This window comes from Streptomyces sp. NPDC091972 (genome assembly GCF_044756385.1).
In the GTDB taxonomy this organism is placed as follows: Bacteria; Actinomycetota; Actinomycetes; order Streptomycetales; family Streptomycetaceae; genus Streptomyces.
Genome location: NZ_JBIVSV010000017.1, coordinates 128,817 through 155,802, shown reverse-complemented (window position 1 = coordinate 155,802; position 26,986 = coordinate 128,817). Strand labels below are relative to the sequence as shown.

General features: G+C 73.8%; 21 protein-coding genes. 8 read left to right on the top strand and 13 right to left on the bottom strand.

The annotated features are described in order from the left end of the window. Positions 1–114: 114 nt before the first annotated feature. From ACIQJT_RS37410 to ACIQJT_RS37400, 3 genes are read right to left on the bottom strand one after another with little or no spacing between them, the layout of a single operon-like run. The gene (locus ACIQJT_RS37410; RefSeq protein WP_053850300.1) at positions 115–510 is read right to left on the bottom strand and encodes a DUF742 domain-containing protein; all 396 of its coding nucleotides are present in this window, start codon (positions 508–510) and stop codon (positions 115–117) included. A 9-nt stretch (positions 511–519) separates the two neighbouring features. Next, positions 520–942 (bottom strand): roadblock/LC7 domain-containing protein, encoded by a 423-nt coding sequence (locus ACIQJT_RS37405; RefSeq protein ID WP_053850301.1) that lies wholly within the window; start codon positions 940–942, stop codon positions 520–522. Continuing rightward, a complete protein-coding gene (locus tag ACIQJT_RS37400) occupies positions 939–3,875 on the bottom strand; it encodes a nitrate- and nitrite sensing domain-containing protein (protein WP_402650085.1) in 2,937 nt (978 codons plus the stop codon). Before ACIQJT_RS37400 ends, ACIQJT_RS37405 begins: the two co-directional genes overlap by 4 nt. Before the next feature lie 431 nt (positions 3,876–4,306). Between ACIQJT_RS37400 and ACIQJT_RS37395 the strand changes: the two genes are divergently transcribed. Then, positions 4,307–4,846 carry a hypothetical protein gene (locus ACIQJT_RS37395; protein ID WP_365463382.1) on the top strand — a complete coding sequence of 180 codons (540 nt, stop codon included), beginning with the start codon at positions 4,307–4,309 and terminating at the stop codon, positions 4,844–4,846. A gap of 129 nt (positions 4,847–4,975) precedes the next feature. On the opposite strand, the gene ACIQJT_RS37390 is transcribed toward ACIQJT_RS37395, so the two are convergent. From ACIQJT_RS37390 to ACIQJT_RS37375, 4 genes are all read right to left on the bottom strand, one after another. Continuing rightward, positions 4,976–9,634, bottom strand: coding sequence for a hypothetical protein (locus ACIQJT_RS37390; protein WP_402650084.1), 4,659 nt, complete (start codon positions 9,632–9,634; stop codon positions 4,976–4,978). A 37-nt stretch (positions 9,635–9,671) separates the two neighbouring features. Continuing rightward, on the bottom strand, positions 9,672–10,550 hold the full coding sequence (locus ACIQJT_RS37385) for a hypothetical protein (protein WP_365463388.1): 879 nt from the start codon (positions 10,548–10,550) through the stop codon (positions 9,672–9,674). Positions 10,551–10,731: 181 nt separating this feature from the next. Then, positions 10,732–12,261, bottom strand: coding sequence for a hypothetical protein (locus tag ACIQJT_RS37380; RefSeq protein ID WP_402650083.1), 1,530 nt, complete (start codon positions 12,259–12,261; stop codon positions 10,732–10,734). 136 nt (positions 12,262–12,397) lie between these two features. Beyond that, a complete protein-coding gene (locus tag ACIQJT_RS37375) occupies positions 12,398–13,093 on the bottom strand; it encodes a GntR family transcriptional regulator (protein ID WP_365463394.1) in 696 nt (231 codons plus the stop codon). A gap of 130 nt (positions 13,094–13,223) precedes the next feature. Between ACIQJT_RS37375 and ACIQJT_RS37370 the strand changes: the two genes are divergently transcribed. From ACIQJT_RS37370 to ACIQJT_RS37350, 5 genes are all read left to right on the top strand, one after another. Further along, positions 13,224–14,519 (top strand): MFS transporter, encoded by a 1,296-nt coding sequence (locus tag ACIQJT_RS37370; protein WP_402650082.1) that lies wholly within the window; start codon positions 13,224–13,226, stop codon positions 14,517–14,519. Then, positions 14,516–15,337 (top strand): putative hydro-lyase, encoded by an 822-nt coding sequence (locus ACIQJT_RS37365; protein ID WP_402650081.1) that lies wholly within the window; start codon positions 14,516–14,518, stop codon positions 15,335–15,337. The genes ACIQJT_RS37370 and ACIQJT_RS37365 overlap by 4 nt, the downstream gene beginning before the upstream one ends. A gap of 80 nt (positions 15,338–15,417) precedes the next feature. Next, positions 15,418–16,176 carry a LamB/YcsF family protein gene (locus tag ACIQJT_RS37360; RefSeq protein WP_402650080.1) on the top strand — a complete coding sequence of 253 codons (759 nt, stop codon included), beginning with the start codon at positions 15,418–15,420 and terminating at the stop codon, positions 16,174–16,176. Further along, complete coding sequence (gene pxpB / locus ACIQJT_RS37355; RefSeq protein ID WP_402650079.1) at positions 16,173–16,784, top strand: 5-oxoprolinase subunit PxpB; 612 nt, start codon at positions 16,173–16,175, stop codon at positions 16,782–16,784. Before ACIQJT_RS37360 ends, pxpB begins: the two co-directional genes overlap by 4 nt. Further along, positions 16,781–17,650 (top strand): biotin-dependent carboxyltransferase family protein, encoded by an 870-nt coding sequence (locus ACIQJT_RS37350; protein ID WP_402650078.1) that lies wholly within the window; start codon positions 16,781–16,783, stop codon positions 17,648–17,650. Before pxpB ends, ACIQJT_RS37350 begins: the two co-directional genes overlap by 4 nt. A gap of 91 nt (positions 17,651–17,741) precedes the next feature. Here the strand turns inward: ACIQJT_RS37350 and ACIQJT_RS37345 are convergent, their stop codons facing one another. From ACIQJT_RS37345 to ACIQJT_RS37325, 5 genes are all read right to left on the bottom strand, one after another. Beyond that, entirely contained in the window at positions 17,742–18,590 is an 849-nt protein-coding gene (locus ACIQJT_RS37345) for an SGNH/GDSL hydrolase family protein (RefSeq protein ID WP_402650077.1), read from the bottom strand. Then, positions 18,587–19,768, bottom strand: coding sequence for a glycosyltransferase (locus tag ACIQJT_RS37340; RefSeq protein WP_402650076.1), 1,182 nt, complete (start codon positions 19,766–19,768; stop codon positions 18,587–18,589). The genes ACIQJT_RS37345 and ACIQJT_RS37340 overlap by 4 nt, the downstream gene beginning before the upstream one ends. Then, positions 19,765–20,898: a glycosyltransferase family 4 protein gene (locus tag ACIQJT_RS37335; RefSeq protein WP_402650075.1), complete on the bottom strand. Its 1,134-nt coding sequence runs from the start codon at positions 20,896–20,898 to the stop codon at positions 19,765–19,767. The genes ACIQJT_RS37340 and ACIQJT_RS37335 overlap by 4 nt, the downstream gene beginning before the upstream one ends. Positions 20,899–21,121: 223 nt before the next feature. Then, positions 21,122–22,540, bottom strand: coding sequence for a HEAT repeat domain-containing protein (locus ACIQJT_RS37330; protein ID WP_402650074.1), 1,419 nt, complete (start codon positions 22,538–22,540; stop codon positions 21,122–21,124). A gap of 301 nt (positions 22,541–22,841) precedes the next feature. Beyond that, complete coding sequence (locus ACIQJT_RS37325; RefSeq protein WP_053853164.1) at positions 22,842–23,234, bottom strand: ankyrin repeat domain-containing protein; 393 nt, start codon at positions 23,232–23,234, stop codon at positions 22,842–22,844. Between the two features lie 216 nt (positions 23,235–23,450). Here ACIQJT_RS37325 and ACIQJT_RS37320 point away from each other — a divergent pair, with 216 nt between their 5' ends. Both ACIQJT_RS37320 and ACIQJT_RS37315 read left to right on the top strand, forming a co-directional pair. Next, a complete protein-coding gene (locus ACIQJT_RS37320; protein ID WP_007380617.1) occupies positions 23,451–23,645 on the top strand; it encodes a hypothetical protein in 195 nt (64 codons plus the stop codon). A 40-nt stretch (positions 23,646–23,685) separates the two neighbouring features. Next, the gene (locus tag ACIQJT_RS37315) at positions 23,686–25,302 is read left to right on the top strand and encodes a hypothetical protein (RefSeq protein ID WP_402650073.1); all 1,617 of its coding nucleotides are present in this window, start codon (positions 23,686–23,688) and stop codon (positions 25,300–25,302) included. 94 nt (positions 25,303–25,396) lie between these two features. On the opposite strand, the gene ACIQJT_RS37310 is transcribed toward ACIQJT_RS37315, so the two are convergent. After that, positions 25,397–26,896 carry a PLP-dependent aminotransferase family protein gene (locus ACIQJT_RS37310; RefSeq protein WP_402650072.1) on the bottom strand — a complete coding sequence of 500 codons (1,500 nt, stop codon included), beginning with the start codon at positions 26,894–26,896 and terminating at the stop codon, positions 25,397–25,399. Between the last annotated feature and the right edge of the window lie 90 nt (positions 26,897–26,986).

Here is a 26,986-nt window from a genome sequence, read left to right as displayed (position 1 = left end):
CTGCCGACGGGACAGCCCCGCGGGCGCGCGCGTCGGCCGGGCGGATCGGCACCGCGCCCGGACGCCGCCCGTGCGTGCCTCGCGGCACCGGCGAGCGGCGCCCGGGAGGGGCGGTCACAGGGCCCGCAGGCCGTTGATCACGTCCCGCAGGATGCTCTCGTCCGGGAGCTCCGCGGGCGGCACCGGCCGGTTCACATGGACCCACTCCGAGGCGACGAGGTCACCCACCAGGACGCGTACGACCCCTATGGGCAGGTCCAGTTCGGAGGACAGCTCGGCGACCGACTGCGGGTTCTCCCGGCACAGGTCGACGATGTCCACGTGCTCGGGGGACAGCGAGTGGTCCCCTTCGGGGTCGTCCGTGTGGGGTTCGGCCACGACGACCGCGATCAGGTCGAGACGGTGCTGACCGGCACTCGTGGTGCGGCCACGCGTCATGGCGTACGGACGGACCACGGGTCCGGCCTCGTCGTCGAACCAGTGGCTTCTTCCCTGACCGTCTGTGCTCATGCCATCTCACTACCCGCCCTGGGGCAGATCGGTGCGCGGGGCGGCACCGAGATGCGCGCCGACCCGCTTGACCAGGAGTGTCATCTCGTACGCGACGAGACCCACGTCCGAGTCGGCGTCCGAGAGGACGGCGAGGCAACTGCCGTCGCCCGCGGCCGTCACGAACAGGAAGGCGTCGTCCAGTTCCACGACCGTCTGCCGGACGCTGCCCGCCTCGAAGTGCCGGCCCACGCCCTTGGCCAGGCTGTGGAAACCGGACGCCACGGCGGCGAGGTGCTCGCTGTCCTCGCGGGTCAGGTCCTGGGACACGCCGGTCGGGAGGCCGTCGCTGGAGAGCACCAGGGCCTTGCGGATGCTCGCGACGCGCTCCACCAGGTCGTCGAGGAGCCAGTTGAGCTCGCCGGACTTGTCGGTCGCCTTCGGTGCGGTCATCGACCGTCCCCCTTAGTCGTTCGTTGTGGTGCTGTGCCGCCGGACGTGTCGTCGCTCCCGGCGTTCTCCTCGCGGCCGCGCTGCCAGCCCCGTTGGAGCGAGGCCATGCGGCTGCGTACCTCGTCGGCGTCCCGTTCGGCGGGCTCCGGCTGGTTCTGGGGGCGCCGCTCGGGGGCCTGCTTGAGCTGCGGGGCCAGGTTGGCCTGGCGCACGCGGCGGGGCAGCGGGGCAGACCCCGAGGCAGCGTCCTGGGTTCCCCGGGGGACGCCCAGCGGCGGCCTGCCCGAGCCGGACGTCCCGGCGGTGCCGTGGGCGACCCCACCCCGTCCGAGGGCGTCCGCGGCGCCGGGAGCGGTCGTACCCGCACCCGGTACGCCGGTGGCGCCCGTGGCCGTGTCCTCCGTGGCCGGTCCGCTGGACGCGATCTCGGCACGCCGGGTGCGCCGGGGCAGAGCCGGTGCCCCGGGAGCCGGGAACGCCCGGGTCTCCGTCAGCTCGTCGTGGGGGCCGGCCACATCGGTGCTCCGGCGCAGGGCCGCGGCACGACGGCGGCTCGGCAGCGTCGGAGGCTCGGAGCGCGCCGGCCCCGCCGAGGGGCCCGGCTGCGCTCGGGACGCGCCCGGTCCGGCCGTCGGCGTCCGGTCCGTGTCGTCGCGTCCCGTGTGTTCGTCGGTGACCGGGCGCCCGTGGGAGCTGACCAGCTTGGTGGCCCGGCGGCGGGACAGGGACACCGGAGCGCCCGGGACGTCCTCGCCGATGCCCGCCGCGTCGGTTCCGGGGGTCCCGTCGTCGACCTGGGCCAGGGAGCGGCGCGGCCGGAACAGTCCGCCGCGCTCGCTGTCCTCGCCGTCGAGCACGCCCGGCAGGTCGTTCAGGGTGTCCAGGTCGACCGGAGCCTCCAGCTCGACCGGACCGTCGAGGATCGCGGGCGTGAGCTGGGCCGGCCGCCGGGTGAGCGAGACGCGCTGGGCCTCCTCCAGCTCGGCCTCCTTCGACGGCCGGGGGCGGTCGAGGCGGAAGCCGATGCCGTTGGTGTCGGGGACGTCGTCGGTCAGCAGCGCGTCGGGGATGAAGACGACCGCCGTGGTGCCGCCGTACGGCGAGGGCTGGAGCGAGACCCGGACGTTCTGCCGCTGGGCGAGCCGGCTGACCACGAACAGGCCCAGCCGGTCGGTGTCGGACAGCTCGAACTCGGGCGTCTCGGCGAGCCGGAGGTTGGCGTCGAGCAACGCGTCGGCGGCCATGCCGAGTCCGCGGTCGTGGATCTCCAGGGTGAAGCCGTTGGCGACGCGCTCGCCCAGGACCTGGACGGCGGTGTGCGGCGGGGAGAACACCGTGGCGTTCTCCAGGAGTTCGGCCACGAGATGGGTGAGGTCGGCGACGGCGGGGCCGGTCACGGCCACCTTGGGCAGCCGGCGGACCTCGATGCGCTCGTAGTCCTCGACCTCGGCGACGGCCGCGCGGACGACGTCCATGAGCTGGACGGGTTTGCGCCACTGCCGGGAGGGGGCGGCGCCGGAGAGGATCACCAGGCCCTCGGCGTGCCGGCGCATACGGGTCGTCAGGTGGTCGAGGCGGAACAGGTCGGCGAGTTCGTCGGTGTCCTCGGTGCGGCGCTCCATGGTGTCGAGCAGGGTGAGCTGCTTGTGCAGCAGGACCTGGCTGCGCCGGGCGAGGTTGACGAAGACCTCGGAGACGCCTGCGCGCAACTCGGCCTGCTTGACGGCGGCTTCCACGGCGGCACGCTGGAGGGTGTTGAGGGCCTGGCCGACCTCGCCCATCTCGTTCTTGTCGTACTCCAGGCGCGGGACCTCGGTCTCGATGTCGACCTGTTCGCCCACCGAGAGGCGGCGCATCACGCTGGGCAGCCGTACGCCGGACGCCTCGTGGGCCTCCAGGCGCAGTTGCCGCAGGTCGCGGATGAGGCCGCGGCCGACGCGCACGGACAGCACGAGGGAGAACAGGAGGGCGATCAGACCGAGGACGCCGACGGCGGCCGCCTTGACGATGACGGCCATCGCGTCCGGCCGGACGCGGTCCTGGAGGCGGTCGCCCGCCTGGTCGTCGAGCTTGGCGAGTTCGTCGAGGACGTTGCCCGCGGCGGCGTCCCAGCTCTTGGCGCTGACGTCGCCGGCCGTGCCGGGCTCGGCGCCGACGACGGACTTCTCGGCGGCGCGCAGCGGAGCGGTGCCGGCGTTCTTCCAGAAGCGCTCGTAGCGCTCGCGCTCCGAGGTCGGCAGCACGGCCAGGGTGGTGTCGTACAGCAGGTTCCGCTGGGCGATCAGGTCGGAGACGTCTCGGATCTCGTCGCGGGTGAGCTTGCCCACCACCAGGGCGGAACCGAGGAGGGCGTCCTCGCGGGAGAGCAGTTCGCGGGCACGGGAGATGTTGACCAGCGCCCTGGCCTGCTTGTCCAGTTCGACGTTGTCGATGCCGTCGAGGGTGGCGAGGAGGGCGTAGGCGGGGTCGACCAGGCGGTTGTACTGGTCGAGGGCCTGCAGCCTGGAGACGGTGCCGTCCTCGACGGTCCGGCGCAGCGACTCGATGCCGTCGAACGCGTCCAGGACGGCGGTGAGGCGTTCGTCGTCGTCCTGGTCCATGCCGTCGCGGACGTCGGGGTCGCGGGCGTTGCGGCGGAACTTGGCGATGGCCTCGTCCGAGGCGTCCCGCGTGCCGCGCAGCGCGGACAGGGCGTCCGACGCGCGCGGATCGGCCAGGTAGACGAGCGTCTGGCGGCGTTCCTGCTGGAGCACGCGCACGGTGTCCTCGATGGGATAACCGAGCTTCTCCGTGACGGTCGACACCTCGAAGAGCCGGGCGACCTCACGTCCCGTCAGCACCGTGGCGAAGCCCCACACCGCGATCAGGGACACCAGCGGCACGAGAAGCAGCGCCACGATCTTCCGGCGGATGGACTTCCCGCGAAAGCGCATGGCCTCCCCCAGCTCGACCCCCGCCGGCCGGGGGCACACATGTACGTCAACAAACGGCGCGAGCCTACTACCGACGCACACGTAACTCGAAGTTGCGTCCGGAACCAGAACGTGCGCCCCGGGATCGGGACATGGGGAGTTGTCCCGCCTTTGCGGGAGATTGCCTCCTGCGACCAGGCGAGTCGTGTCGGACCGGAACCGACCGCTCAGGGTGGGTGGTTGGCTGGATTTTTTCGTTTCTCTGGGGGCACGCGGGAATCTTGAAGGAGTCTTGTTCGTCCTTCTCTTCGGGAAATGGCGGTGGATTCGGCCACAGGAGCCGCATCTGCAACTGGGCGGCGTAAAGCAGCGCAAGCCGGGCAGCCACCCTTGAGGCCCGGTCCACGGACACCGGGACGGGGGGTCTGCCGGCGGTGGGGAGTGACACGGTGATGGGCACGGCGGAACGGCAGGAGGCGCCGGGGACCGGCGTGAGGACAGCGAGTCCGGCGACGCCACGGCGCCCCGGGGCGCGGGGTCATGACGCACCGGCGCGATCGGACGTGCCCGGCGGGCGCGCCGCGGCACACGAGGAGCCGTACCGGCCATTGTGGGTCGAGGAACCCGCGCGCAGGCGACGGCTGCCGGACCCGGTGCGGACCTCCGCGGTGCGGGCGGTGCTCATCATCGCGGTGACCCTGCTCCAGGCGATGGTGGCCTTCCTGTGCACGATGGCCGGCTCCTGGCTGGCGTTCCCGATGGTGCTCAGCAGCGTGGCCAGCACGGTTGTGGCCACCTGGGGCGCCCTGGACGTCTGGGTGACCCGCCAGGTGTGGAACCAGCGTCACGGCGTGGTGTCGACCCCGAGCAGCACGGCCCGCGCGCTGCGCCGCGAGCGCCGCAAGGCCCGGCGCCATGCCCGGATCACGGAGCGGACCCAGGAGCGGATACGGCGTCAGGGCGGCAGCACGGGGCGGCTGTCCCACTCCTGAGCCCGGCGAGCGCGCGTCCGTCACGGATCGGCGCGCTCATACGGCGGGGCCGACACCCACTGGTGCGGCCCCGCGTCCTTTACGGCGTGTTCTTCACAGCGCGTCCGCGCGTCGCTTTCGGCGCGTCCTCTACGGCGTGACAGGCGTCGGACGCTTGAACATCCGGGTCGCCGTGATCTCGCTGTGTCCCGCCTCGCCCGCCTGCGGCTGCTGGGGCAAGCCCGGGCGGAGGTGCTCCTCCACACTGATGTACTTCAGGCCGGCCCTGAGGTCCGCGTCGTTGCGCAGACGGATGACCAGGGGGAACTCGGCGAGTGCCGTCGTGTCGAACAGCCCCGTGGTGTATAGGAGCTGGACGCCCAGCGCGTCCGACACGGCCCGCTGGAGCTCCAGCAGATACGTCGCGTTGGCCCGCCCGATCGGGTTGTCCAGGAACAGCGTGCCGGCGTGCCGGTGCCTGTCCCGGCCCCGGTCGTTGGACCGCAGGGCCGCCATCGTGCAGTACAGCGCGATGGCCGCGGTGAGCAGCTGGCCACCGGAGAACACGTCGCCCATCTGTCCCACGGGCACCCGCTCGGCGCGCAGCACGGCGTCCGGCTTGAGGATCTCCACGGCCACCCCTCGGGGCTGGAGCGCCGCCGCGACTCCCCGCAGCAACAGGGACATTCCGTCGCGCCGCAGGTCGGAGTTCTTCTTCACGGCGGCCCTGGTCGCCTCGTCGATGACCTCGCCGAGCCGCTCGGTGAGCGTCGCCTGGTCGGGTTCCTCGAAGCGGATCCGCAGGAACTCCTGCCCGGACCACTCGCCGAGCCCCTCCGGCAGCCGGGACAGCCGCTGCGCGGACCTGAGGGTGGCGAGCGCGGACTCCACGAGCCCCCGCAGCCGGTCCACGATCGAGTCCCGGTTCCGCTCCAGCTGTGCCAACTCGTCGGTGAGCACCCGCAGTCGGGGCGCGAAGGCGTCCGCCCACTTCTGCGCGTGCTCGGGCAGCGCGGACGCGGGCAGTTCCCGGATCTGCTGCCGGGCGGGGGTGCGGACCTGCTCGTAGCGCGTGGAGTTGGCGTGCCGGACCAGGACGTCGCCGGCCTCGCGCACGGCGGCCTCGGCGGCGGAGAGGTCCGCGGCACAGCCACGCAGCGACCGACGGGCCTCGGCGGCGGCCTGCCGGGCCTCCTCGGGGCTGCCCGGGTACGGCTCCGGCTCGTCCTGCTCGTCCTCCATCGCGTGCTCGCGCAACAGGTCGCGGAGCATCGCGGCGATCTCGTCGAAACCGCCCGCCGCGTCCTCGGCGGCCCGGTGGGAGCCGAGCAGCTCCGCGTGCGCCTCCCTGGCCTGCGCCAGCGCCTCGGTGCGGGAGGCGAGTTCGGCGGTGGCCGTGCGCAGCAGCGCCTGCGCGTGCTCGGCGTCGCGCGGCTCCAGTTCCGGTGACAGCTCGGTGTGCGCCTCGCCGTCCTCGGGGGCGTGCCGCTCGGCCTCGCCGCGCAACCGTCCGAGCTGCTCGCTCGCGGTCGACATGCGGGTCTCCAGGAGCTGCACCAGCTCCTCCGCGCGGGCGGCGGCGGCCTGCCGGGAGGGCCCGTCGGAGCCGTCGGGCGACTGGAGCAACTGCTCCGCGCGCGTGCGGACCTTGTTGCTCAGCCGGTCCAGTTCGGCGAGGGCCGCGCTCTCGTCGCTCTCCGCCCGCGCCTGCTCGGCCCGCAGGTCGGCGCCGACGCCCACCTTCTCGTAGAGCCGGGAAGCGGCCCGGTAGGCCTCGCGGAGGGCGGGCAGGGACGCCTTGGAGGCATCCGGGTCGCTGTCCGGTACGTCGTCCGGGGCGCCGGCGATCTCGGCGCGTTCGGCGCGCAGCGCACGCGCGGTGCGGCGGGCGTCGTCGGCGGCGCGCTGGGCCCCGCGCCGGTCCTCGTCGGCGGCCCGCGCGCGGTCCAGACAGGTCTGGGCGCGGGCTTCCGACTCGGTGGCCTCGTCGGCCAGTTCGCGCAGCTTGGCCTGCCAGCCGGACCGCTCGCGCAGCCGGTAGGCCAGACCGGCGAGGGCGTCGGCGGCGCGCCGGGCCTTCTGCGCGGCCTCCTGTCGCTCGTCACGTGTCTGCGCGGCCTCGGCGGCGGCTTCGTCGGCCTCGGCCCGGACCGTGCGCGCCTCGGCGAGCTCGGCCTCCGCCTCCTCGGCGAACGCGCGCGTGTCCCGGGCGGCCTGCGCCAGTTCGACGAGACGGCCGGCCGGGCAGCCGGTGCGCCAGGAGGCGAGCCGGGCGGCCAGTTCACGGTCCTTGCCGAGGCGGGCCGCGAGGGTTCGGATCTCCTCGTCCCGCTCGCCGGCCCGCGCGCGCAGCGCCTGGCGCTCCTCGTCGGCGGCGTGCTCGTCGTGCATGGCCGGGTTCGGCGGTACGAGGAAGACGTCCGCGCTCTGCGAGTCGGTGGCCGGGGTCGGCGCCAGCAGGGCGGCGGCGGTACCGACGGCGACGGCGGAGCGCGGGAGCAGGGCCGCGTCGTTCAGGGCCTCGCGGGCCCGGGCGTGGGTGTCGGGGTCGGTGATGATGACGCCGTCGACCAGTTCGGGCCGGGCGGCCAGCACGCGCGCGTGGTCGGCGGGGTCGACGGCCTGGGCGAGGTAGCGCCAGCCGGGCAGGGCCGGGATGCCGTTCTCGCCGAGGAACTCGACCGTGGCCAGGACGTCCGGCCCCGGCGGCAGGAGTCCGCCGTCGCCGAGCGCGCCGAGGATCCGGGAGTCGTCGGCGGCGGCCGTACGCAGTTCGAAGAGCTGGCGTTCGGCCGAGGAGACGGAGTCGTCGAGCAGCTCGCGCAGCTCGTCGGCGAACCGGTCGAGGTCCTCGGGGGTGAGACCGGCGTCGGTGACGGCACCCTCCTGGCCGGCCGCGCCGCCCTTTCCGGCGTCCTCGGCGCCCGTGCGCTGCGCCGGTACTCCGGCCGGAAGCCCGGGGTTCCCGGTCAGGCTGAGCAGCTCCGCGAGCCGCTCCTCCTGCGCCAGCCCTTCGGCCAGGCGCCGTTCGGCCTCGTAGGAGCGCGCCGCCGCCGTGGCCGCGTCCTCCGCGCGGGCGGCCGTGAGTTCGGCGCGGGCTTCGGCGGCGGCCGCCTCGCGCGCGTGCTCGGCGGCCCGGTTCGCGGCCTCGCGGGCGGTGTCCCAGGCGGCGACGGCGGTCTTCTCGGCGTCGCTCGCGGCGAGGGCCGCGCGGGCGGGGTCGGCGTCGGGCGCGCTGTCGTCGAGCCAGCCCGCGCGGACCGCCTCGGCGGTCTCCTGCTCGACCTCGCTCAGCCGCTGGCGCAGATGCCCGATCTCACTGCGGGCGCGCTGTGCCTCCGTGGCGGCCGCGGTGGAGTCCCGGTACGCGGACTCGCCGACCTCCTGGAGGGCCGCGGACCGCTCCTCCTCCTCGTTGGCGAGCGTCTCGGCGCTCTCGGCGGCCGCGTGCAGGGCGCGTACGAGATCGACGGCGGCCTTGGCGCGGGCGGCGAGCGCGGGGGCCGCGTCCCGCTCGGCCTCCTGGATGGCGGCGGCCACGCGCGCGACCCGGTCGGCGGCGGCCCGGTGGCGCAGGACGGCCTCGGCGGCCTGCCAGGCGGAGTGCAGCGTGCGCGCCTCGGCGAGTTCGCGCTTCTGGGCCGCGGCCGACTTCTCGGCGGCGGCGAGCGCCAGGGAGGCGTGCCGGTAGGCGAGTTCGGCGGCGATGAGCGCACTGCGCTCGCGGCCCGCCTCGGCGTGGGTGACGGCGTACGCGGCAGCGGTGACCCGCTGGGCGAGGTCCGCCGCCCGGACGCGCTCCTGGACGCCCCGTGCGGACAGCCGGCGGGCCAGCGTCCGGGTACGGCGTTCGGCGGCGGTGTGGATGTCACGCGCGCGTGAGCGGGTCTCGGCGGCCTCGACGATCCGGCCCAGCAGGTCCACGGACCCGGCGGTGAAGTCCCGTTCGGCGATGAGCTCGGCGCGTCGCCCGAGCTTGTTCCCGAACCCGCTGACCAGGTCGGCGAGCCCGTCGGTGTCACGGGTGTCGGTCACGGCGCGCAGCAGCAGGTCGGTGAAGTCGGAGTCCTTCTTCACCGCGAACAGGCCGGCGGCCTCGCCCTCGTCGGCGTTCATCTCCCGCTGGTAGCGGAAGAGTTCGGGGTCCAGGCCGAGGTCACCGAGGTGCTCGATCCAGCGGTCGTGGATCTCCTCCCAGTGCACCTCCAGGTGCGGGTACGCCTTGCCCGCCTCGGTGAGCGCGTCCCGGAAGCCCTTCATGGTGCGGCGGCGGCCCCGGGCGGCCGACTGGCCCTCGGCGGGCGGCCGGACGGCGGTGGACTCGGCGACGGGCAGGTTGTCGAGGCTGAGGCCCGGTCCGGGCCGGAAGGAGTACCAGGCCTCGGCGAACTTCCGCGGGTCGTTGGACACCTGGCGCCCCCGCCACTCGCTGACCTTGCCGACGACGACGCACTCGCCGGTCAGGGTGTGCTGCCACTCCAGGGCCACGTGTCCGCAGTCGTCCGCCAGCAGGAACTTCCTCAGCACGCCGGAGCTGGCACCGCCCAGGGTGTTGCGGTGGCCCGGCAGCATCACCGAGAAGATCAGCTTGAGCAGGACGGACTTGCCGCCGCCGTTCTCCAGGAGGAGCACTCCGGCGGGCGCGGGCCGGCGCGGCGGGCCGACGGGCTCCTCCTCGAAGAACTCCGCCTGGGTGGGCGCGGGGTCGGGCACCTCCGCGCCGACGCCGCGCAGGTCAAGCACGGTGTCGGCGTAGCGCGCACCGGCGGGGCCGATGGAGTAGAGGCGGACCCGGGACAGCTCGTACATGGCGGACTCTCGTAAGTCTTCGGCAGATCAGGGAAGTTCAGGAGTGGAACGGCAGTCCGGCATCGGCCGCCAGCTCCAGGTCGTCGCCGTCCTCGGGGGGCAGCAGCGTCGGTGTGCCGTCGGTGACCGGGACGACCCCCAGCTCCAGGAGCTCGGTCATGGCGGCGCTTGCGGCCATGTCCCGCACCTGGAGCTGGTAACGAGCCGTGGTCCGGTAGGTACCGCCGTTGTCGTCCCCGGTGCGCTGGAGGAAGCCGGAGTCGGTGAGGAACGCGGCGGCCTTGCCGACGATGCCGGTCGTGGACCCGGCGAGCCGGCGGGCGTCCTTGGTCGCACCGGCCGCGCTGCGTCTGGCCCAGATCCGCCAGGCAGCTTCGAGCCCGGGGGCGTCGGTGGCCGGGTCGGTGTTCTCCCCGACCTCCTCGGCCCGCTCCTCCAGGCGTCGGCAGGCCTGTCGTACGAAGGCGTCGACGCCGTTGACCGAGACGCGCCCGATGTATCCGTCGTCGGCGAGGTCCTCGGGGCGCGGGAACGCCATGGCGGCGAGGGCGAGATGGGCGAGGCCGTGCAGGAACCGGTCGCCGCCGTCGGCGGACGTACGACGCGCGTAGTCCCCCATGCGGACGGCGAACACGGAGTCCTCGGCGGCGGTCACGGCCATCCCCGCGCGGGGGGAGACCTCGAGGACGACCAGTCCGAGTCCGGCGGCCACGGCGTCGGCGAGCCGCGCGAACGGCGGGTCCTCCCGGTAGCGCCGCAGCAGCTCGGCGTACTCCTGGTCCCGCGCGGGCTGCAGTTTGGGCTGTAGTCCGAAGGCGACGAGCCGAGCGGCGTCGGCGGCGTCGGCGGGGGTGACGGCGGCGGGCGCCGACGGGGTCGGGACCTCCGGGTCGCTCCACTCGACATGCTCACTCACGGCTGGGGCTCCTTGTCACGCTTCTGCTCACTCGTGCCGCCTTTGGAGGGGCTGACCTCACACGTGCTGCTTCCGGAGGTACTGACCTCACCCATGCCGCTTCGGGAGGGGCTGATCTCACTCATGCAGCCTCCGGAGGGGCTGATCTCGCTCATGCCGCTTCGGGTGGTGCTGACCTCACTCATGCCGCCTCCGTCCGGTCCGCCGCCATCCCCACGGCGTCCAGCAGGGCCGTGCCGACGATGAGGTCGGCGCCGCCGAAGTCCGGATCGTCCAGTTCCGTCCCGTCGTCCACCGCGAAGAGCAGCTTCTCCTCGCCCTGGCGGTAGGCGGTGCCGACGGCGGGGCTGGCCGCGTGGATCGCCAACAGGGCGACCAGGTAGGCGAGATCGAACCCGCCGATCCTGCGGGCCTCGGCGAGCAGTCCGGAGAGCCGCCGCGGCGCGTCCGCCGGCAGGTCCAGCAACTCCTTCGCGGCCGCCAGCTGTTCCTCGCTGAAGCGGCTGTCGTCGGGCGTGGCGATCAGGTCCGGCTCCGGCATCTCCGCGCCCAGGTGCTCCCGCTCCATGGGCGGGGTCAGCAGTATGTCGACGAGGTCGCCGACCCGGACCGACACCGGTGTCCGCAGGCCCGTCCCGTGCGCGAAGAACGCGTCGGTGACCCGCGTGGCCTGCTCCAGCGGAAGCGGCAGCACCGGCGCGAGGAGGTGGCCGTACAGGTCCGTCCCGGACGTCGTCATGGGGGTGGCGAAGGCCTGCCGGTCCTGCTCGGCACGGAAGAGCGGGCCCGCCTCCAGGAGCCGGGACTGGAGCTGGGTGTGGCGCCGGATGCAGTCCTTGACGATGTCCACGAGCTCGGCGGTGCGCCGCTTCTGTTCGGCGTCCTCGGACTCGTCCCGCGCCTTGCGGATGTTGGTCAGGATCGCGTTCTCGTGGCGGTACCGGTCGGCGACGTGGTCGAGGGCCTCGGCGATCATGTCGGGCACGGAGTTGAGCCAGTCGACGGCCCGGACGTTGCGGCGGGTGGCGTCCAGGGCCCTGCGCAGGGTCTCGGAGTACTGCACGGTGCGGTACCGGGCCTGCTCCGCGGCGAGCTGGGCGTCGGCCAGGCGGCCCCGGCTGATCAGCACCTCCAGCTTGACCTCGGCGGCGATCTGGGCGCTGGTGACGTCGGTGTCGAGGGCACCGACGAGGACGTTGACCGCCTCGTCCGTGGTCCGGAGGTACACCGAGCCGCCGGGGCCCGGCACCTCCTCGATCAGCTTGAAGTCGTAGTCGCGCCGGACATAGGTGCCGTCCGGGGCGAACGTGCCGTAGACCGCGCGGAATCCCCGGTCGACGCTGCCGACGTTGATCAGGTTCTCCAGGACCCAGCGGGCCACGCGCTCGTGCTCGACGACGGGCCGCTGCGGGGCCTGGGCGGCGATGCGCGGGATGAGGCGGGCGACGATCTGGTCGTGGTCGGCGCCGGTGTCGAAGTCCATGTTCAGGGTGACCAGGTCGATGGCGGCGAGGGCCACCTCCGCCATGCCGTACACCGAGTACTCGCCCGCGAGGTTGGCCTTGCGGGCGTCGAGGTCGTGCAGCGGCGCGGTGCAGGCGAGCGCGCGCAGCCGACGCGCCAGTCCCTCGTCGGCGGCCGGGCCCGGTGCGGGGCGCGGCCCCGCGCTGAACTGGGGCGGAACGCTGTCCGTCGTCGCAGGCGAAGTCACGGTGCACAGACTAGGTCCTCGGTCTGACAACTCCCCAAACGGCGCGGATCGCCTCCGGCGGTTGGACGGGTGACCACCGGTTGTTCGTCGTCTGCGGGCCGGTGGGGGCTTGTCGCGCAGTTCCCCGCGCCCCTGGCTAGGTGTCCTCGCCCACTCTTCGCCTGTACACCTCGACCACACGCCCCAAGGAGTCGGAGAGGTAGACGGCGAGCAGGCGTTCCGCCTCTTCCCTGTCGCCCGCCTGGAGCGCGCCGAGGATCTGCTGGTTTCGGGCCAGGTACGGCTCGTGGAGGGCCTTGGGGTCGTCGACGACGTGGAAGGCGAGCCGGAGTTCGGCGAAGACGCTGCGCATCAGTTCGTCGGTGCGTTCGCTGCCCGCGAGGGCGACGAGCTCGCGGTGGAAGTGGATGTTGGCGGTGCCCAGCGCTTTCCAGTCACCTTCGCGCACCGCCCGCTGCCCCTCGCCGACCGCCTCGGCGAGCGCGTCCAGGGCGTACGGCGGTTCGCCCAGCCCGCGGACGACGGCGCACTCCACGAGCGCGCGGGTGCGATAGATGTCCTCCACGTCCTCGACCGCCAGGACCCGTACGAACACCCCGCGGTTGAGCTCGTGGACGAGCAGTCGTTCATGCGTGAGCAGCCGGAACGCCTCGCGCAGGGTGTTGCGGGAGACCCCGAGCGCCCCGCCGATGCTGTCCTCGGACAGCCGGGTCCCCGGCGGGAAGTAGCCCTCGGCGATACGGCTCCTGAGGATGTCCGAGACCCGCTCGGCCGTGCTGGTACGGCCCAGGAGGGCACGGTCGTCGGCCAGTCCGCTCAGCTGCTCTGCCATGCCCGGAATTCAACCGCAGACACGAGAACGAAACAACAGGGGTATTGAAGGATCGTTGAACGATCCTCTACGTTGCTCATCACCGCACGGTGCAGCTCCGCTACCTCCGTCCTCCCTCTGCGAGGTGCCCATGAGCACGACCCCACCCCCTCAGGCCCTGACCGACCAGGCAACGGCGACCGACGGCCCCGCCGAAGACGGGGCGCTGGGCTGGTTCCGCGCACTCGGCCCGCGCGGCCGCCGCGCCTTCGCCGGTGCGTTCGGCGGCTACGCCCTCGACTCCTACGACTACTTCACGCTCCCGCTGAGCATGGTCGCGCTGGCCGCGTACTTCGGCCTCGACAGCGGCCAGACCGGGCTCTTCACCACCGTCACCCTGCTCGCCTCCGGTATCGGCGGCGCCCTCGCCGGGGTGCTCGCCGACCGGGTCGGCCGGGTCAGGGCACTGATGATCACGGTGGTCACCTACGCGGTCTTCACCGTGGCCTGCGGCTTCGCCCCGAACTTCGAGTCGCTGCTGGTCTTCCGCGCCCTTCAGGGCCTCGGTTTCGGCGGCGAGTGGGCGGTCGGCGCCATCCTGGTCGCCGAGTACGCGAGCGCCAGGCACCGCGGCCGCACCCTGGGCGCGATCCAGAGCTCCTGGGCCGTGGGCTGGGCCCTGGCGGCGATCATGTACACGCTGGTGTTCTCGGTCTTCGACGACGGCACGGCCTGGCGCGTGATGTTCTGGACCGGCGCGCTGCCCGCGCTGCTCGTCGTCTGGATGCGGCGCCGGGTCCAGGACGCCCCGGAGGCGATCGCGGTGCGCGAGAAGAGCGCCGGCAAGGGCTCCTTCGCGGCGATCTTCAAACCGGACCTGCTGCGTACGACGATCTTCGCGGGGCTGCTGTCCACCGGCGTCCAGGGCGGCTACTACACGCTCGCCACCTGGGTGCCGACGTACCTCAAGAGCGACCGCGGACTGTCGGTCGTCGGCACCGGCGGCTACCTCACGTTCCTGATCTCCGGGGCCTTCCTCGGCTACCTCACCGGCGGCTACCTCACAGACCGGCTGGGCCGGCGGCGCAACATCTGGCTGTTCGCCCTGCTGTCGGCCGTGTGCATCGTGGCCTACGGCAACATCCCGAGCGGGGCCGACACCTGGCTCCTCGTCCTCGGCTTCCCCCTCGGGTTCTGCATGTCGGCGATCTTCAGCGGCTTCGGGTCCTATCTGAGCGAGCTGTACCCGACGGCGGTGCGCGGCTCGGGGCAGGGCTTCACCTACAACGCGGGCCGGGCGATCGGCGCGGTCTTCCCGACGACCGTCGGCTTCCTGGCCGACAGCTGGGGCGTGGGCGGGGCGCTGGTCTTCGGCGCCATCGGCTACGGCATCGCCGCGCTGGCCCTGCTCGGACTGCCGGAGACCCGTGGGAAGGAACTCGCGTGAACCGCACGGAAGACCGCCCCCTGACCCTCGTCGACGAGCACGCGCACGCGTGGAGCCCGGTCCAGGCACGCGCCCGCTTCCGCGCGGGCCTGACCGGCCCCACCGCCGGAGTCGCGGCCGGCCACACCCAGGTCAACCTGATCTCGGTGCCCGCCGACTGGGCGTACGACATGCTGCTGTTCTGCCAGCGCAACCCCAAGCCCTGCCCGGTTCTCGACGTCACGGACGCCGGCGACCCGACCACCGTCCTCGCGGAGGGCGCCGACCTGCGCACCGATCTCCCGCGCTACCGGGTGTGGGAGGACGGCCGGCTGGTGGACGAGCCGACGGACGTGCGCGCACACTGGCGTGAGGACCTCGTTTCGTTCCTGATCGGGTGCAGTTTCACCTTCGAGTGGGCACTTTCGGAGGCGGGCGTCCCGATCCGGCACATCGAGCAGGGCCGGAACGTTCCGATGTACGTGACCAGTCGACAGTGCCGTCCCGCGGGGCGGCTGCACGGACCCATGGTGGTGTCCATGCGCCCGGTGCCCCCGCAGCACCTGGCGGCCGCCCTGAGGGAGACCAGCCTGCTCCCGGCCGTGCACGGCAGCCCCGTGCACTGCGGCGATCCCTCGGGGCTCGGCATCGACGACCTCGGCCGCCCCGACTTCGGTGATCCGGTGGACGCCGAGCCGGACGACATCCCGGTGTTCTGGGCCTGCGGAGTGACCCCGCAGGCCGTGGTGACGGCCTCGCGCCCGCCGTTCGCCATCACCCACGCACCCGGGCAGATGTTCCTGACGGACGCCCGGGACGAGCAGTACAGGGTGGCCTGAGACCCCGGGCCCCGACGGAAAACCGATGACGGACCGCACGCAGAACCGCTGAGCAGCCCGGAAGGACGCACGAGACCTCCATGACCTCGATCGATCTGAACGCCGACCTCGGCGAGGGCTTCGGCCGCTGGCAGCTCACCGACGACGAGCGCCTGCTGTCCGTCGTCACGAGCGCCAATGTGGCGTGCGGGTTCCACGCCGGGGACGCGATCACCATGCGGCGGGTCTGCGAGCTGGCGGCCGCGCGCGGGGTCCGGATCGGCGCCCAGGTCTCCTACCGGGACCTCGCGGGGTTCGGGCGGCGCGCGATGGACGTGCCGTCCGCCGAGCTGACGGCCGAGGTGGCCTACCAGATCGGCGCCCTGGAGGTCTTCGCCCGGGCGGCGGGCACACGCGTGTCCTACGTCAAGCCGCACGGCGCGCTCTACAACCGGGTCGTCCACGACGAGGAGCAGGCCGCGGCGGTCGTCGGCGGCGTGCTCCTCGCCGACGCCACGCTGCCCGTGCTGGGCCTGCCCGGTTCACGCCTCCTGGCGGCCGCCGGCAAGGCGGGGCTGGAGACCGTCACGGAGGCCTTCGCGGACCGCGCCTACACCGAGGAGGGCACGCTGGTGCCCCGCGGCCGGGAGGGAGCGGTGATCACCGATCCCGAGGCGGTCGTGGCACGCTCGCTGGGCCTGGCCCGGGACCGGGCGGTCACCGCCCGCTCCGGTGCCCGTGTCGAGGTCGAGGCCCGCTCCCTGTGCCTGCACGGCGACACACCTGGCGCGGTGGAACTGGCCCGACGGGTCAGGGAGCGCCTGGAGTCCTCGGGCGTCCGGGTGGAGGCGTTCGCATGAGGACACTTCCCGTCGGCGACCGCGCCCTGCTCGTCGAGGTGGCCTCGGGCGAGGAGGCCCAGGCGCTCCACGCCGAGCTGGTGCGCCGCCGCGCGGAGGGCTCGCTGTCGGTCCGCGAGATCGTCCCGGCGGCCCGCACGGTCCTCCTCGACGGCCTCGCCGACCCGGCCCGTCTGGCCGCCGAGCTCACCGCCTCCGAGGTCCCGCCCGCTCCCCCGCACGCGCGTGAGGTCATCGAGCTCCCGGTGCGGTACGACGGCCCGGACCTGACCGACGTGGCCGCGCACTGGGGCGTCTCCCCCGAGGAGGTGGCCCGCGTCCACGCCGGCACCGAGTTCACGGTCGCCTTCTGCGGGTTCACGCCCGGCTTCGGCTACCTCACCGGTCTTCCGGCCCGCTACGACGTACCGCGCCGGGCCACCCCGCGCACGGCCGTCCCGGCGGGCTCGGTCGGGCTGGCGGGCCCGTACACCGGCGTCTACCCGCGCTCCTCCCCGGGCGGCTGGCAGCTCATCGGGACCACGGACGCCGTGCTGTGGGACCACGCGCGCGTACCGGCCGCGCTGCTGTCGCCGGGGACGTGCGTGCGCTTCGTGAGGTCGACATGACCGACCGCGCCCTCTCCGTCGTCCGGGCCGGTGCCCTGACCACCGTCCAGGACCGGGGCCGCCCCGGCCACGCCCACCTCGGGGTCCCCCGCTCGGGCGCCCTGGACGGTCCGGCGGCCGCCCTCGCCAACCGGCTGGTCGGCAACCGCCCCGAGGCGGCCGTCCTGGAGACCACCCTCAACGGCTGTGTGCTGCGCCCCCGTTCGGCGGTCACCGTGGCCGTCACGGGCGCCCCCTGCCGGATCACGGTGGACGACCGCCCGGCGGCCTGGGGCGCACCGGTCGACGTGCCGGCCGGAGCACTGCTGACCGTGGGAACGGCCGTGTCGGGGCTGCGCAGTTATGTGGCCGTCTCCGGCGGGATCGCCGTGGAGCCGGTCCTGGGCAGCCGCTCCACGGACCTCCTGTCGGGCCTGGGCCCGACACCCCTCACCAACGGCGCGGTGCTCCCCCTGGGCACGCCCGGACCGCTCCACACGCGCGTGGACACCGCTCCGCAGCCCGCGCCGCCCTCGGAGCTCGTCCTCCGCGTCACGCTGGGGCCCCGAGCCGACTGGTTCACCCCGGAAGCGGTGCGGGACTTCACCTCCCGCACCTTCCAGGTGTCCTCGGCGAGCAACCGCATCGGCCTGCGCACCGAGGGACCGGCCCTGGGACGGGCCCGGCCGGGCGAACTGCCCAGCGAGGGCATGGTCCTGGGCGCGGTCCAGGTCCCGCCGAACGGCAGGCCGGTGGTCTTCCTCGCCGACCACCCGACCACCGGCGGCTACCCGGTGATCGCAGTGGTCCGCGAGACGGACCTCCCTGGAGCCGCACAGGCGGTGCCCGGAACCCCGGTGCGCTTCGTGGAGGCACGACGCCGCTGACCCGCCCAGGGGCGCCGTGCACCGCGTGACCAGCCGCACGCCCCCGCACCCGGCACGACACGGCACGGCACGGCACGGCACGGCACGGCACTCAAGCCGCCTCGGCCCGCTGCTCCGGCACGGACAACGCGGCCAACGCCACGGACACCGCGTGCGCGGCCCGCAGATCGAGCCGCCCGCTCGTCCCCCGCGCGCGATGCCGCATCTCGTCCACCGCCAGCGTCACCAGCTGGGGCAGCAGATCGGCGCACCGCCGCGCCACCCACCCCGTGCCCGCCGTGGCCAGCCACCACAGGCTCGCCGACGCCGCCGGCGCGGGAGAGCGCGGCCCGGCCGAGGGGGCCACCCCGGTCGCGATCCCCCACTCCGCCAGCAACGCGTGGAACCGCACGGCCAGTTGCCGATACCCCCGCTCTCCGGGATGCAGGCGATCCGCACTCCACATCGCCCGGTCGGTGGTCCAACTCCCCTGCGCCGCGTGCAGATGCACCGCCCCGTACCGCTCGGACAGCGCGTGCACCACCGCGTTCACCGCCCGCTGCCGCCGGGCCAGCGGACGCGCCAGCGCGCCGGGCAGCCCGAGCATGGTACCCGGGTCGGGCAGACACGCCGTGAGCAGGACGGCGCCCTGTCCGGTGAACGCCGCGTACACCGCGTCGAGCCGGGCGGCCACCGCGTGGATGTCGAACGTGCAGCGCAGGGTGTCGTTGACACCGACGAGGACCGAGATGACGTCCGGCCGCAACACCAGCCCCACCGGCATCTGCCGCTCCAGCACGTCCCGCGTCTGCGCCCCGCTCACCGCGAGCTTGGTGAACTCGACGGACTCGGCGAGCCCGTCGGCGAGCAGCGCGGCCCAGCCGCGCCACCCCCCGTCGACGGGGTCGCCCACACCCTCGGACAGCGAGTCGCCGAGGGCGACGAAGCGCACGGCTGTCACGAGGCACCCCCGCTCATGCCACGCCCCCCCGGCACGGAGCGCCGCAGAAGGACCTCCGCGTCGTGCGCGGCGAGGAACGCCCGGACCGCCGTGTCCCACCCGAAGCACTCCGCACGCGCGCGTGCGCTCTCGCGGCGCTCGCCCTCCGGGCGTTCCAGCAGCAGGTCCACGGCGTCGGCGAAGGCCGCCCCCCGGTCGGCTGCGACGGCACCGGCCGAGCCGATGACCTCCGGCAGCGCGGAGGAGGCGCTCACCACCACCGGCGTGCCGCACGCCATGGCCTCCAGCGCGGCGAGCCCGAAGGTCTCGGCGGGCCCGGGGGCCAGGCACACGTCGGCGGAGGCCTGGAGCGCGCCGAGCAACCCCCGGTCCGAGACGTGTCCGAGGAAGGTGACCGGCAGCCGCCGTTCCCGGGCCCGCTGTTCCAGGCGCGGCCGCAGCGGCCCGTCCCCCGCCACCACCAGCACCGCCCGCCTGCCCCGGCGTACGAGGGACTCCACGGCGTCCAGGGCCGTGCCGGGCCGCTTCTCGACGGACAGCCGGGTGCAGGTCACGAGGAGTGTCTCGGTCTCGCGCGCGTACCGGGCACGGAGCCCCGCGTCGCGCAGCGCCGGGCGCCGCTCGACCAGGTCGACGCCCAGCGGGGCGCGTACGACATTGCGGGCGCCGATCCGCACGAACTCCCACTCGGCGAACTCGGTGGTGCACACCACGCGCGCGTACGCGTGCGCCGTACGGATGTTGAGGGCGTCGGCGGCGCGTCGGGCGGCGCCCTCCGGGAGGCCCCAGGTGCGCAGGACGCCGTCGGCGGTCTCGTGGGAGACCATCACGGCGGGGACGCGGGCCCGCCGCGCCCAGGTACCGGTCCAGCGCAGGGTCGTACGGTCGGAGACCTCCAGGCGGTCGGGGGCGAGTGCCTCCAGAAGCCGGGCCACGCGCCGCCTGTCGGTGAGGACGCGGTAGCCACCGGTGCCGGGCAGCAGCGGACCGGGCAGGGTGATGATCCGTCCCTGCTCGGTCGGGCGGTCGCTAGCGCGGTCGCCGGGCACGATGAGCACGGGCTCGTGCCCGGCCGCCCGGTAGCCCCTGCCCAGTTCGCGCAGTGCGGTGCGCAGGCCGCCCGAGGCGGGAGCGACGAAGTTGGCGAGGCGGACGATCCGCAGCGGCCGCGCGCTCATGCCGCCACCGGCGTCTTCCGGCCGCTGAGCACGGCGGTGTAGTGGCCGATCAGCCGGTCGCCGACGGCCGCCCAGGTGCGGCCCTCGACCATGGCCCGCGCGGCTGCCCCGAACGAGGCCCGCAGTGCGGGGTCGGCGGCCAGGGTCGCCACGGCGTCCCGTACGGCGGCCGGCTCGCGCGGCGGGACGAGGAACCCGGTGCACCCGTGGGCGACCAGGTCCAGCGGGCCGCCGGCGGCGGGGGCGACGACGGGCACACCGCTCGCCATGGCCTCCTGCACGGTCTGGCAGAAGGTCTCGAAAGGGCCGGTGTGCGCGAAGACGTCGAAGGAGGCGAAGATCCGGGCCAGTTCGTCACCCGTGCGGCGGCCCAGGAAGACCGCGCCGGGCAGTGCCTGGTCCAGGTGCGGCCGGCTCGGCCCGTCGCCGACCACCACGACCTTGACGCCCTCCAGGCGGCAGGCGTCGGCCAACAGCTCGATGTGCTTCTCCGGGGCGAGCCGGCCGACGTAGCCGACGATCACCTCCCCGTCCGGGGCGAGACGGCGGCGCAACGCCTCGTCGCGCAGGCCGGGGTGGAAGCGGACGGTGTCCACGCCTCGCGGCCACAGTTCGACCCGGGGCACGCCGTGTGCCTCCAGGTCGCGCAGGGACGCGCTGGACGGGGCGAGGGTGAGGTCGGCGGCGGCGTGGACGGAACGGATGCGGCGCCAGGCGGCGGCCTCGCCGGCGTGCACGTAGGTGCGGGCGTATCCGGCGAGGTCGGTCTGGTAGACGGCCACGGCGGGGATGCCGAGCCGGGCGGCGGCCGCCATGCCGCGGACGCCGAGGACGAAGGGGCTGGCCAGGTGGACGACGTCGGCACGGTGCTCGGCGATCGCCGCGGCCACGCGCCTGCTGGGGAGGGCGACGCGGACCTGGGGGTAGCCCGGGAGGGGGAGGGAGGGGACACGGACGACGGGGCACGGCGCGAGGGCGTCCACGTCGGGCCCGGGGCCGGACGCGGTGGCCGGCGCGACGACGAGCGGGAGGTGACCGCGGTCCACGAGGTGCCGGGCGGTCTGGAGCGCGCAGTGGGCCACGCCGTTCACATCGGGGGGAAAGGACTCGGTCACGATGACGACACGCATAGAGGTGTTGTCGCCGCGCTGGACGTGCCCGCGTCAACGTGGATCTTTCCGGACGCGGAACGTCCCATGAGCGTTCCGCTGCGCACCCGAGCGGGTCAGGCGGCGTCCATGCGCACCTGACCCGCGGGTCGCCCCCGGTTCACCCGGCGAGGATGGCAGCCCCTGAGGCGCACACCCGGGGAGGGCTCGCACGGCTGCGGCCGAGGTGCGCGCCCGGGCGGTCTCACATGGCTGCGGCGTCCGGTCCGATGCGGCTGCGGACGGCCGTCTGGACCTCGGCCTCCTCGGCGGGGTCGGCGGCGAGCCGGCGCAGTCGCTCCACGACCCGGGCGTCGCCGGTCTCGGCGTGCCGGGCGGCGATCTCGCGGGTTGTCTCCTCGCAGTCCCAGAGGCACTCGACGGCGAGACCGGTGGCGAAGGAGGGGTCGGTGGCGGCCAGCGCGCGGGCGGCGCGGCCGCGGAGGTGGGAGGAGGCGGTCTCGCGGTAGATGTGGCGCAGGACGGGCGCGGCGCAGGCGATGCCGAGCCGTCCGGTGCCGTCGACGAGGGTCCACAGGGTGGGCGCGTCGGGGCCCTCGCCCCGTACGGCCTCGCGCAGGGCCGCGAGCACGAGGTCCCTGTCCTGTGCCCCGCCCAGACAGGCGAGCATGCGTCCGGCGGCGGCGCCCAGCGGATCGGGCCGTCGGGCCCAGCCGCGAGCGCGGTCGACGGCGGCGATGCTGCGCATGCGTTCGAACGAGTCGAGGGCGGCCTCCACGACGGCCGGTGAGCCGGTGGCGGCGGCCAGCTCGATCAGGTCGAAGGCGACGGGGTCATTGCTGTCGGCGAGATAGCGCAACGCGGTGGCCCGGGCTCCCTCGGTGCCGTCCTTGGCTGCCGCGAGGATGTCGGAGCGGTCCTCGGGTCCCGCGACGGCGGCCAGACAGCGGGCGGCGGGCACATGCAGCGCGGCCCCCCGCTCGACGCCCTGCTGGGCCCATTCGAAGACGGCCCGCACGCTCCACCCGGGGCGGGGCCCGGCGGGCCGCATCTGGCGTTGCCAGCGGTCGAAGCAGCCGGCCTCCTGGGCGGCACGCACACGCGTGGAGACGGATTCGCGGGGATCGTCGGCCCACAGCCGCCATGGCCGTGGTTCGAAGGCGTCACGGACGGCGGCGGCCAGCTCGGCCTCGCCCTCGGGATCGGTCCCGAAGCGGGCGAGCACGGGCGCGGCGAGGGCGCGCAGACCGGCGTCGTCGTCCCGCAGCGCCAGTTCGTCCAGCGCCCAGGCCCAGTTGGAGCCCGAGGCGGCGTACCTGCGCAGCAGTTGGAGCGCGTCGCGCCTGCCGTAGGAGGCGAGATGGCCGAGGACGGCGAGGGCGAGGCCCGTGCGTGACTCCTCGGTGTCGAAGACGTCGTCCACCTCGAAGAGGTGCGCCTCGATCTCGTCCAGCTCGCCGTTGAGGTCGAGGAAGAGACGGGCGTAGTACAGCGAGCGGTTCTCCACCTGCCAGTCGTGGCGGGGATCGCGCAGCACGCAGTGGTTCAGCGCCGCGAGCGCCTCGGCGCGCGGGGCGGTGAGCGCGTGCAGTGTGCCGTCGCCGCGGCCCCGCTGGAGCAGGCCGAGCAGCGTGCCGCTGGGCGCTATGACCGGATCGAACATGGGAAACAGCCTCACATCAAGCGTCGACGCAACCGGGGACGTGCATTACCTGGCCGCGTGACAACACGTCGGGGCGCCCGCCGTTTCCTGCTTGCTGTAAGCCATCTTCCTCTGCCTCTCGTCGGTGGCCCATGCGGACCCGCGTCACGGTCCGCGCGGTGCGGCAACACCTGCCCGACCATCACGTCCGTGAACCACGACGTCATGATGACTCGGCACTTCCGTCTGCCGCGACCGAAATTTCGGCGGCCCTGTACCGCCTCCCCCGTTGTCTGTGTTTTCGCTGGTCAGAACATGTGTGTCAGTGTGCGGCGAACAGTTCGAGCAGTTCTGTCCGGCCGAACATGCGGGCGGTGTCGAGGGCCGAGGGGGTGCCCTCGGCCGGATCGGCGCCGCCCTCCAGCAGGGCCTCGATGACGTCCGCGGCGCCCTTGAAGACGGCACCGGCGAGGGGCGTCTGCCCCCGGTCGTTGACACCGCCGGCCGCCGCGCCGCGCTCGACGAGCGCGCGCACCGCGTCCGCGTGACCGTGGTAGGCGGCGAGCATCACGAGCGAGTCCCCGCGGTCGTTGGTGAGGCCCGCCGGAACACCCGCGTCGACGTACGCCACGAGCGCCTCGGTCTGCCCCTGCCGGGCCAGATCGAAGATCTTGGTCGCCAGCTCCACGACCTCCGGGTCGGGGGCTTCAGTCATCGGCCGGACCGCCTCTCATACAACCGTTCAGGTGAATCGCAAGGGTACTGGCTGGCGCGGCAGATGACCCGAAGTGCCGGAGGTAAGGATCATCATGGCTCCACCAACTCGGTGAAATCGTGAAATATTCATCCATTTGCACCTTTTGTCGTATGGATACATGCTGTGATCCTGGAAGTACTCATGGTGACTGTCCCCACAACCAGGAGCACCGCAATGATCCTCTCCATCTCCGGTGTCGTACTGCTCGGCATCGTCGTCTTCATCTTCTTCCGCAAGGACGGGCTCAAGGCCTCACACGCCCTGATCTCGGCACTGTTCGGCTTCTACCTGGCCAGCACCGCCATCGCCCCGAGCATCAAGGCCGGCGGCGAGAGCCTCGCGAGCCTCCTGGGCGGCATCAAGTTCTGACGCCGCCCCTCCCGTCCGTACGCACCACCAGGAGACAGCAGTGGCCCGCCGCCCCCTCCCCCGCATCCTGAGCACAGGCAGCGCCCAGATCGCCCGGAGCCGGGAGCTGGCCCGAACGGCGGCCGACAGCGCCACCGACGTCCTCCACCCGCTGATCACGATGACCCGTGGTCTGCGCCGGCTGGCCTCGGCCGGGCGGCGCAGGTGGGCCGAGACCCCCAAGGACAAGCGCGGACCGCTGCTGTTCCTGGTGGCCTCGGTGGTCCTGGTCGTGGCGCTCGTGCCGTACGGCCCGCTGCTCGCCGTCATCAGCCTGATGGCGGCGGCAGCCCGGCAGGGCCGGGACCGCAAGCCGCCGGAGCCGGACGGACCCGACGAGTCGCAGACCCAGCGCCTCCAGTCGCTGTACGAAGCGCTCGTCCCGTACTTCTCGGCGGCCGAGGACCCGGCCCCGCTGTACACCCACGGCGGCGAGTGGGAGAAGGCCTTCCCCGCGTACGAATTCGACGCCACCGGCCGCATCACCCATCTGCTGGTCCGCTACCCGGCGTACTTCACCGACGGCGAGGCCGAGTCCCGGGCCCGCATCGAGCAGTTGCTGCACGCCAAGTCGGGCCGCGGCCGCGAGTACCACTTCGCCTGGGACGAGGAGGGCAACGAACTCACGCTCACCGTCCTCGCCCCGCTCCCCACCGACATCGCCGCCCAGCGTTTCGTCACCGCCCCGGGTGAGACCGTCCTCGGCTTCACCGACCCCACCCAGGTCCAGCGCACGCTGCCGCTCGGCTACGGCGAAGCGCAGCGCGACGTCCCGCCGGTCGTCTGGCGCACCGGCATCCGCTCCACCGAACCGCACCTGCTGGTCATGGGCCAGCCGGGCAGCGGCACCTCGACCCTGCTGCGTTCCATCGCGCTCCAGGCCCTCCAGTACGGCGATGTCGTCATCGTCGAGGGCGGCGGCACCGGCGAGTACGCGTGCCTGACCGGGCGGGACGGGGTCCTCGCGGTCGAGTGCGGGCTGGCGGGGACGCTCGCGAGCCTGGAGTGGGCGGCGACCGAGACGGAGCGCCGTCTGATCGCGGCCAACCGCGCCCGCCAGGCCGGTCACCCGCCGCCCGAGGACACCAAGCGTCCGCTGTGGATCCTCCTCGACCGTCCGAGCGTCTTCACCCACCTGGCGGCCGCGGAGGGCCGCAAGGATCCGCAGTCCCTGCTCCAGGTCCCCCTGCGGCACGGACGCGCGGCGAACGTCACGGTGGTGGTGGCCGACCAGTTCGACGGCGCGGAGGCGCTGAGCGACGCGGTACGGCAGCACACGCGCGCGCGTGTCGTGCTGGGGCCTGCGACGCCGGACCAGTTGGAGGCCTTCCTGGGAGCGCCTGCGCACACGACCCCGGTGGCCGACGTGCCGCCGGGCCGCGGGTACGCCCGCCTCGGGACGGGGCCGGTGCACCGCCTCCAGGTGCCGGCGACCCCGGACCCGTACGACGACGCGACGAGCGAGGCGGACCGGCAGGCGGTGCTGGCACTGCTGCCGGAGCGGACGACTCCGGCCGACGAGGAGACCGTCCCGGACCCGGACCGGAAGCCGCCGGCCGACGCGGAACCGGACACGGAGCCCATCCCCACCGAAGCGGTGGCCGTGGAGGCGCAGTAGCCCTCGTCCCCCAGCCGTGAACGGCAGGCGCAGTAACCCTCCGAGCCCGCCGACGGCGGCGGGTGCGCCGCGCAGGCCCCCCGCCGCCGACCGGTCAGGCCACGAACGTGCGCGGCGCCTCCCCGCCCCCGGAACCCCCGCTCTCCACCACCCGCGCCGCCGCGGCCAGCCGCGCCGCGGCCTCCTCGGCGACCGCTCCACCGACCGTGAACGGCAGCCGCACATATCCCTCGAAGGCGCCGTCGACCCCGAACCTCGGCCCTGACGGCACCCGCACGCCCACGCGCTCGCCGACCTCGGCCAGCCGCGACCCGGACAGGCCCCCGGCCCGCACCCAGAGCGTCAGACCACCTCGCGGCACCTCGAACTCCCAGGACGGCAGCTCCTTGCGCATCGCCGCCACCAGCGCGTCCCTGTTCTCCCTGGCCTGGCCGCGCCGCAGCTCGACCGCCTGCTCCCACCCCCCGGTGCTGAACAGCCAGTTCACGGCCAACTGCTCCAGGACCGGTGTCCCGAGGTCGGCGTAGGCGCGGGCGGCGACCAGGCTGCGGATCACGTCCGGCGCCCCCCGGACCCAGCCGATCCGCATCCCCGCCCAGAACGCCTTGCTGGCGGAGCCGACGGTGACCACGGTGGAGCCGGCCGGGTCGAAGGCGCACACCGGCCGCGGCATCGAGACGCCCTCGTCCAGCCACAGCTCGGTCATCGTCTCGTCCGCCACCAGCACGGTCCCGGCGGACCGCGCCGCCTCCACCAGCTGCCGCCGCTGGTCCTCGCCGGCCAGCGCGCCCGTGGGGTTGTGGAAGTCGGCGACGACATAGGCGATCCGCGGCGCCGCGTCCCGCAGCACCTGCCGCCAGCGCTCGATGTCCCAGCCCGTCAGCCCCTCCGCCATCGCGACGGGCACGAGCCGGGCGCCCGCCTCCCGCATGAGCTGGAGGATGTTCGCGTAGGACGGGGACTCCACCGCGATGCGCTCCCCCCGGCCGCCGAACAGGTGGCAGATCGCGTCGATGGCACCCATCGCGCCGGTCGTCACCATGATCTGCTCGGGCATGGTCGGGATGCCCCGCGCGGTGTACCGCTCGGCGATCATCGCGCGCAGAGCGGGAAGCCCCGCCGGGTAGTCACCGTGCGTGTGGGCGTACGGCGGCAGCTCCTCCAGGGCGCCCTGCACCGCACGCGTCAGCCACGGCTCGGGCGCGGGCAGGGCCGCGCAGCCCAGGTCGATCATCGAGCCGAGGGCCTCGGGCGGAAGCGGTTCCAGACCGCGGGCGGGCAACGGGTTCCCGGCGGGTACGGCCGTCCAGCTCCCCGCACCGCGCCGGGACTCCAGGAATCCCTCGGCCCGCAGCGCCTCGTAGGCCGCCGCCACCGTCGTGCGGCTGACGGACAGGGACAGGGCCAGTTCGCGTTCCGCGGGCAGGCGGGCGGCGACCGGGACTCGTCCCTCCAGGACCAGCAGGCGGATGCCGTCGGCGAGCGCGCGGTAGGCCGGCGGGCGGCGCGTGCCGGGCCCCGCGGGACGGTCCTGCTGGGAGTTGAGCAGCCGGGCGAGCTGCGCCGCGCCCACCGCAGAGGTCCACTGCGCCACTGAAATCAGTCCACCTTCCCCGAATTGGCCATGGATGGTGTGTCATCCCAAGCCACAGGGTGTCATGCAGCAGGCCACTACCACCACAGG

Bases quoted from the DNA above. Each gene is read 5' to 3' on its own strand.
- pxpB (WP_402650079.1), top strand. From the start codon at position 16,173: ATGAGGACACTTCCCGTCGGCGACCGCGCCCTGCTCGTCGAGGTGGCC.
- ACIQJT_RS37405 (WP_053850301.1), bottom strand. From the start codon at position 942: ATGACCGCACCGAAGGCGACCGACAAGTCCGGCGAGCTCAACTGGCTC.
- ACIQJT_RS37390 (WP_402650084.1), bottom strand. From the start codon at position 9,634: ATGTACGAGCTGTCCCGGGTCCGCCTCTACTCCATCGGCCCCGCCGGT.
- ACIQJT_RS37370 (WP_402650082.1), top strand. From the start codon at position 13,224: ATGAGCACGACCCCACCCCCTCAGGCCCTGACCGACCAGGCAACGGCG.
- ACIQJT_RS37395 (WP_365463382.1), top strand. From the start codon at position 4,307: ATGGGCACGGCGGAACGGCAGGAGGCGCCGGGGACCGGCGTGAGGACA.
- ACIQJT_RS37335 (WP_402650075.1), bottom strand. From the start codon at position 20,898: ATGCGTGTCGTCATCGTGACCGAGTCCTTTCCCCCCGATGTGAACGGC.
- ACIQJT_RS37375 (WP_365463394.1), bottom strand. From the start codon at position 13,093: ATGGCAGAGCAGCTGAGCGGACTGGCCGACGACCGTGCCCTCCTGGGC.
- ACIQJT_RS37320 (WP_007380617.1), top strand. From the start codon at position 23,451: ATGATCCTCTCCATCTCCGGTGTCGTACTGCTCGGCATCGTCGTCTTC.
- ACIQJT_RS37325 (WP_053853164.1), bottom strand. From the start codon at position 23,234: ATGACTGAAGCCCCCGACCCGGAGGTCGTGGAGCTGGCGACCAAGATC.
- ACIQJT_RS37400 (WP_402650085.1), bottom strand. From the start codon at position 3,875: ATGCGCTTTCGCGGGAAGTCCATCCGCCGGAAGATCGTGGCGCTGCTT.
- ACIQJT_RS37340 (WP_402650076.1), bottom strand. From the start codon at position 19,768: ATGAGCGCGCGGCCGCTGCGGATCGTCCGCCTCGCCAACTTCGTCGCT.
- ACIQJT_RS37360 (WP_402650080.1), top strand. From the start codon at position 15,418: ATGACCTCGATCGATCTGAACGCCGACCTCGGCGAGGGCTTCGGCCGC.
- ACIQJT_RS37410 (WP_053850300.1), bottom strand. From the start codon at position 510: ATGAGCACAGACGGTCAGGGAAGAAGCCACTGGTTCGACGACGAGGCC.
- ACIQJT_RS37350 (WP_402650078.1), top strand. From the start codon at position 16,781: ATGACCGACCGCGCCCTCTCCGTCGTCCGGGCCGGTGCCCTGACCACC.
- ACIQJT_RS37330 (WP_402650074.1), bottom strand. From the start codon at position 22,540: ATGTTCGATCCGGTCATAGCGCCCAGCGGCACGCTGCTCGGCCTGCTC.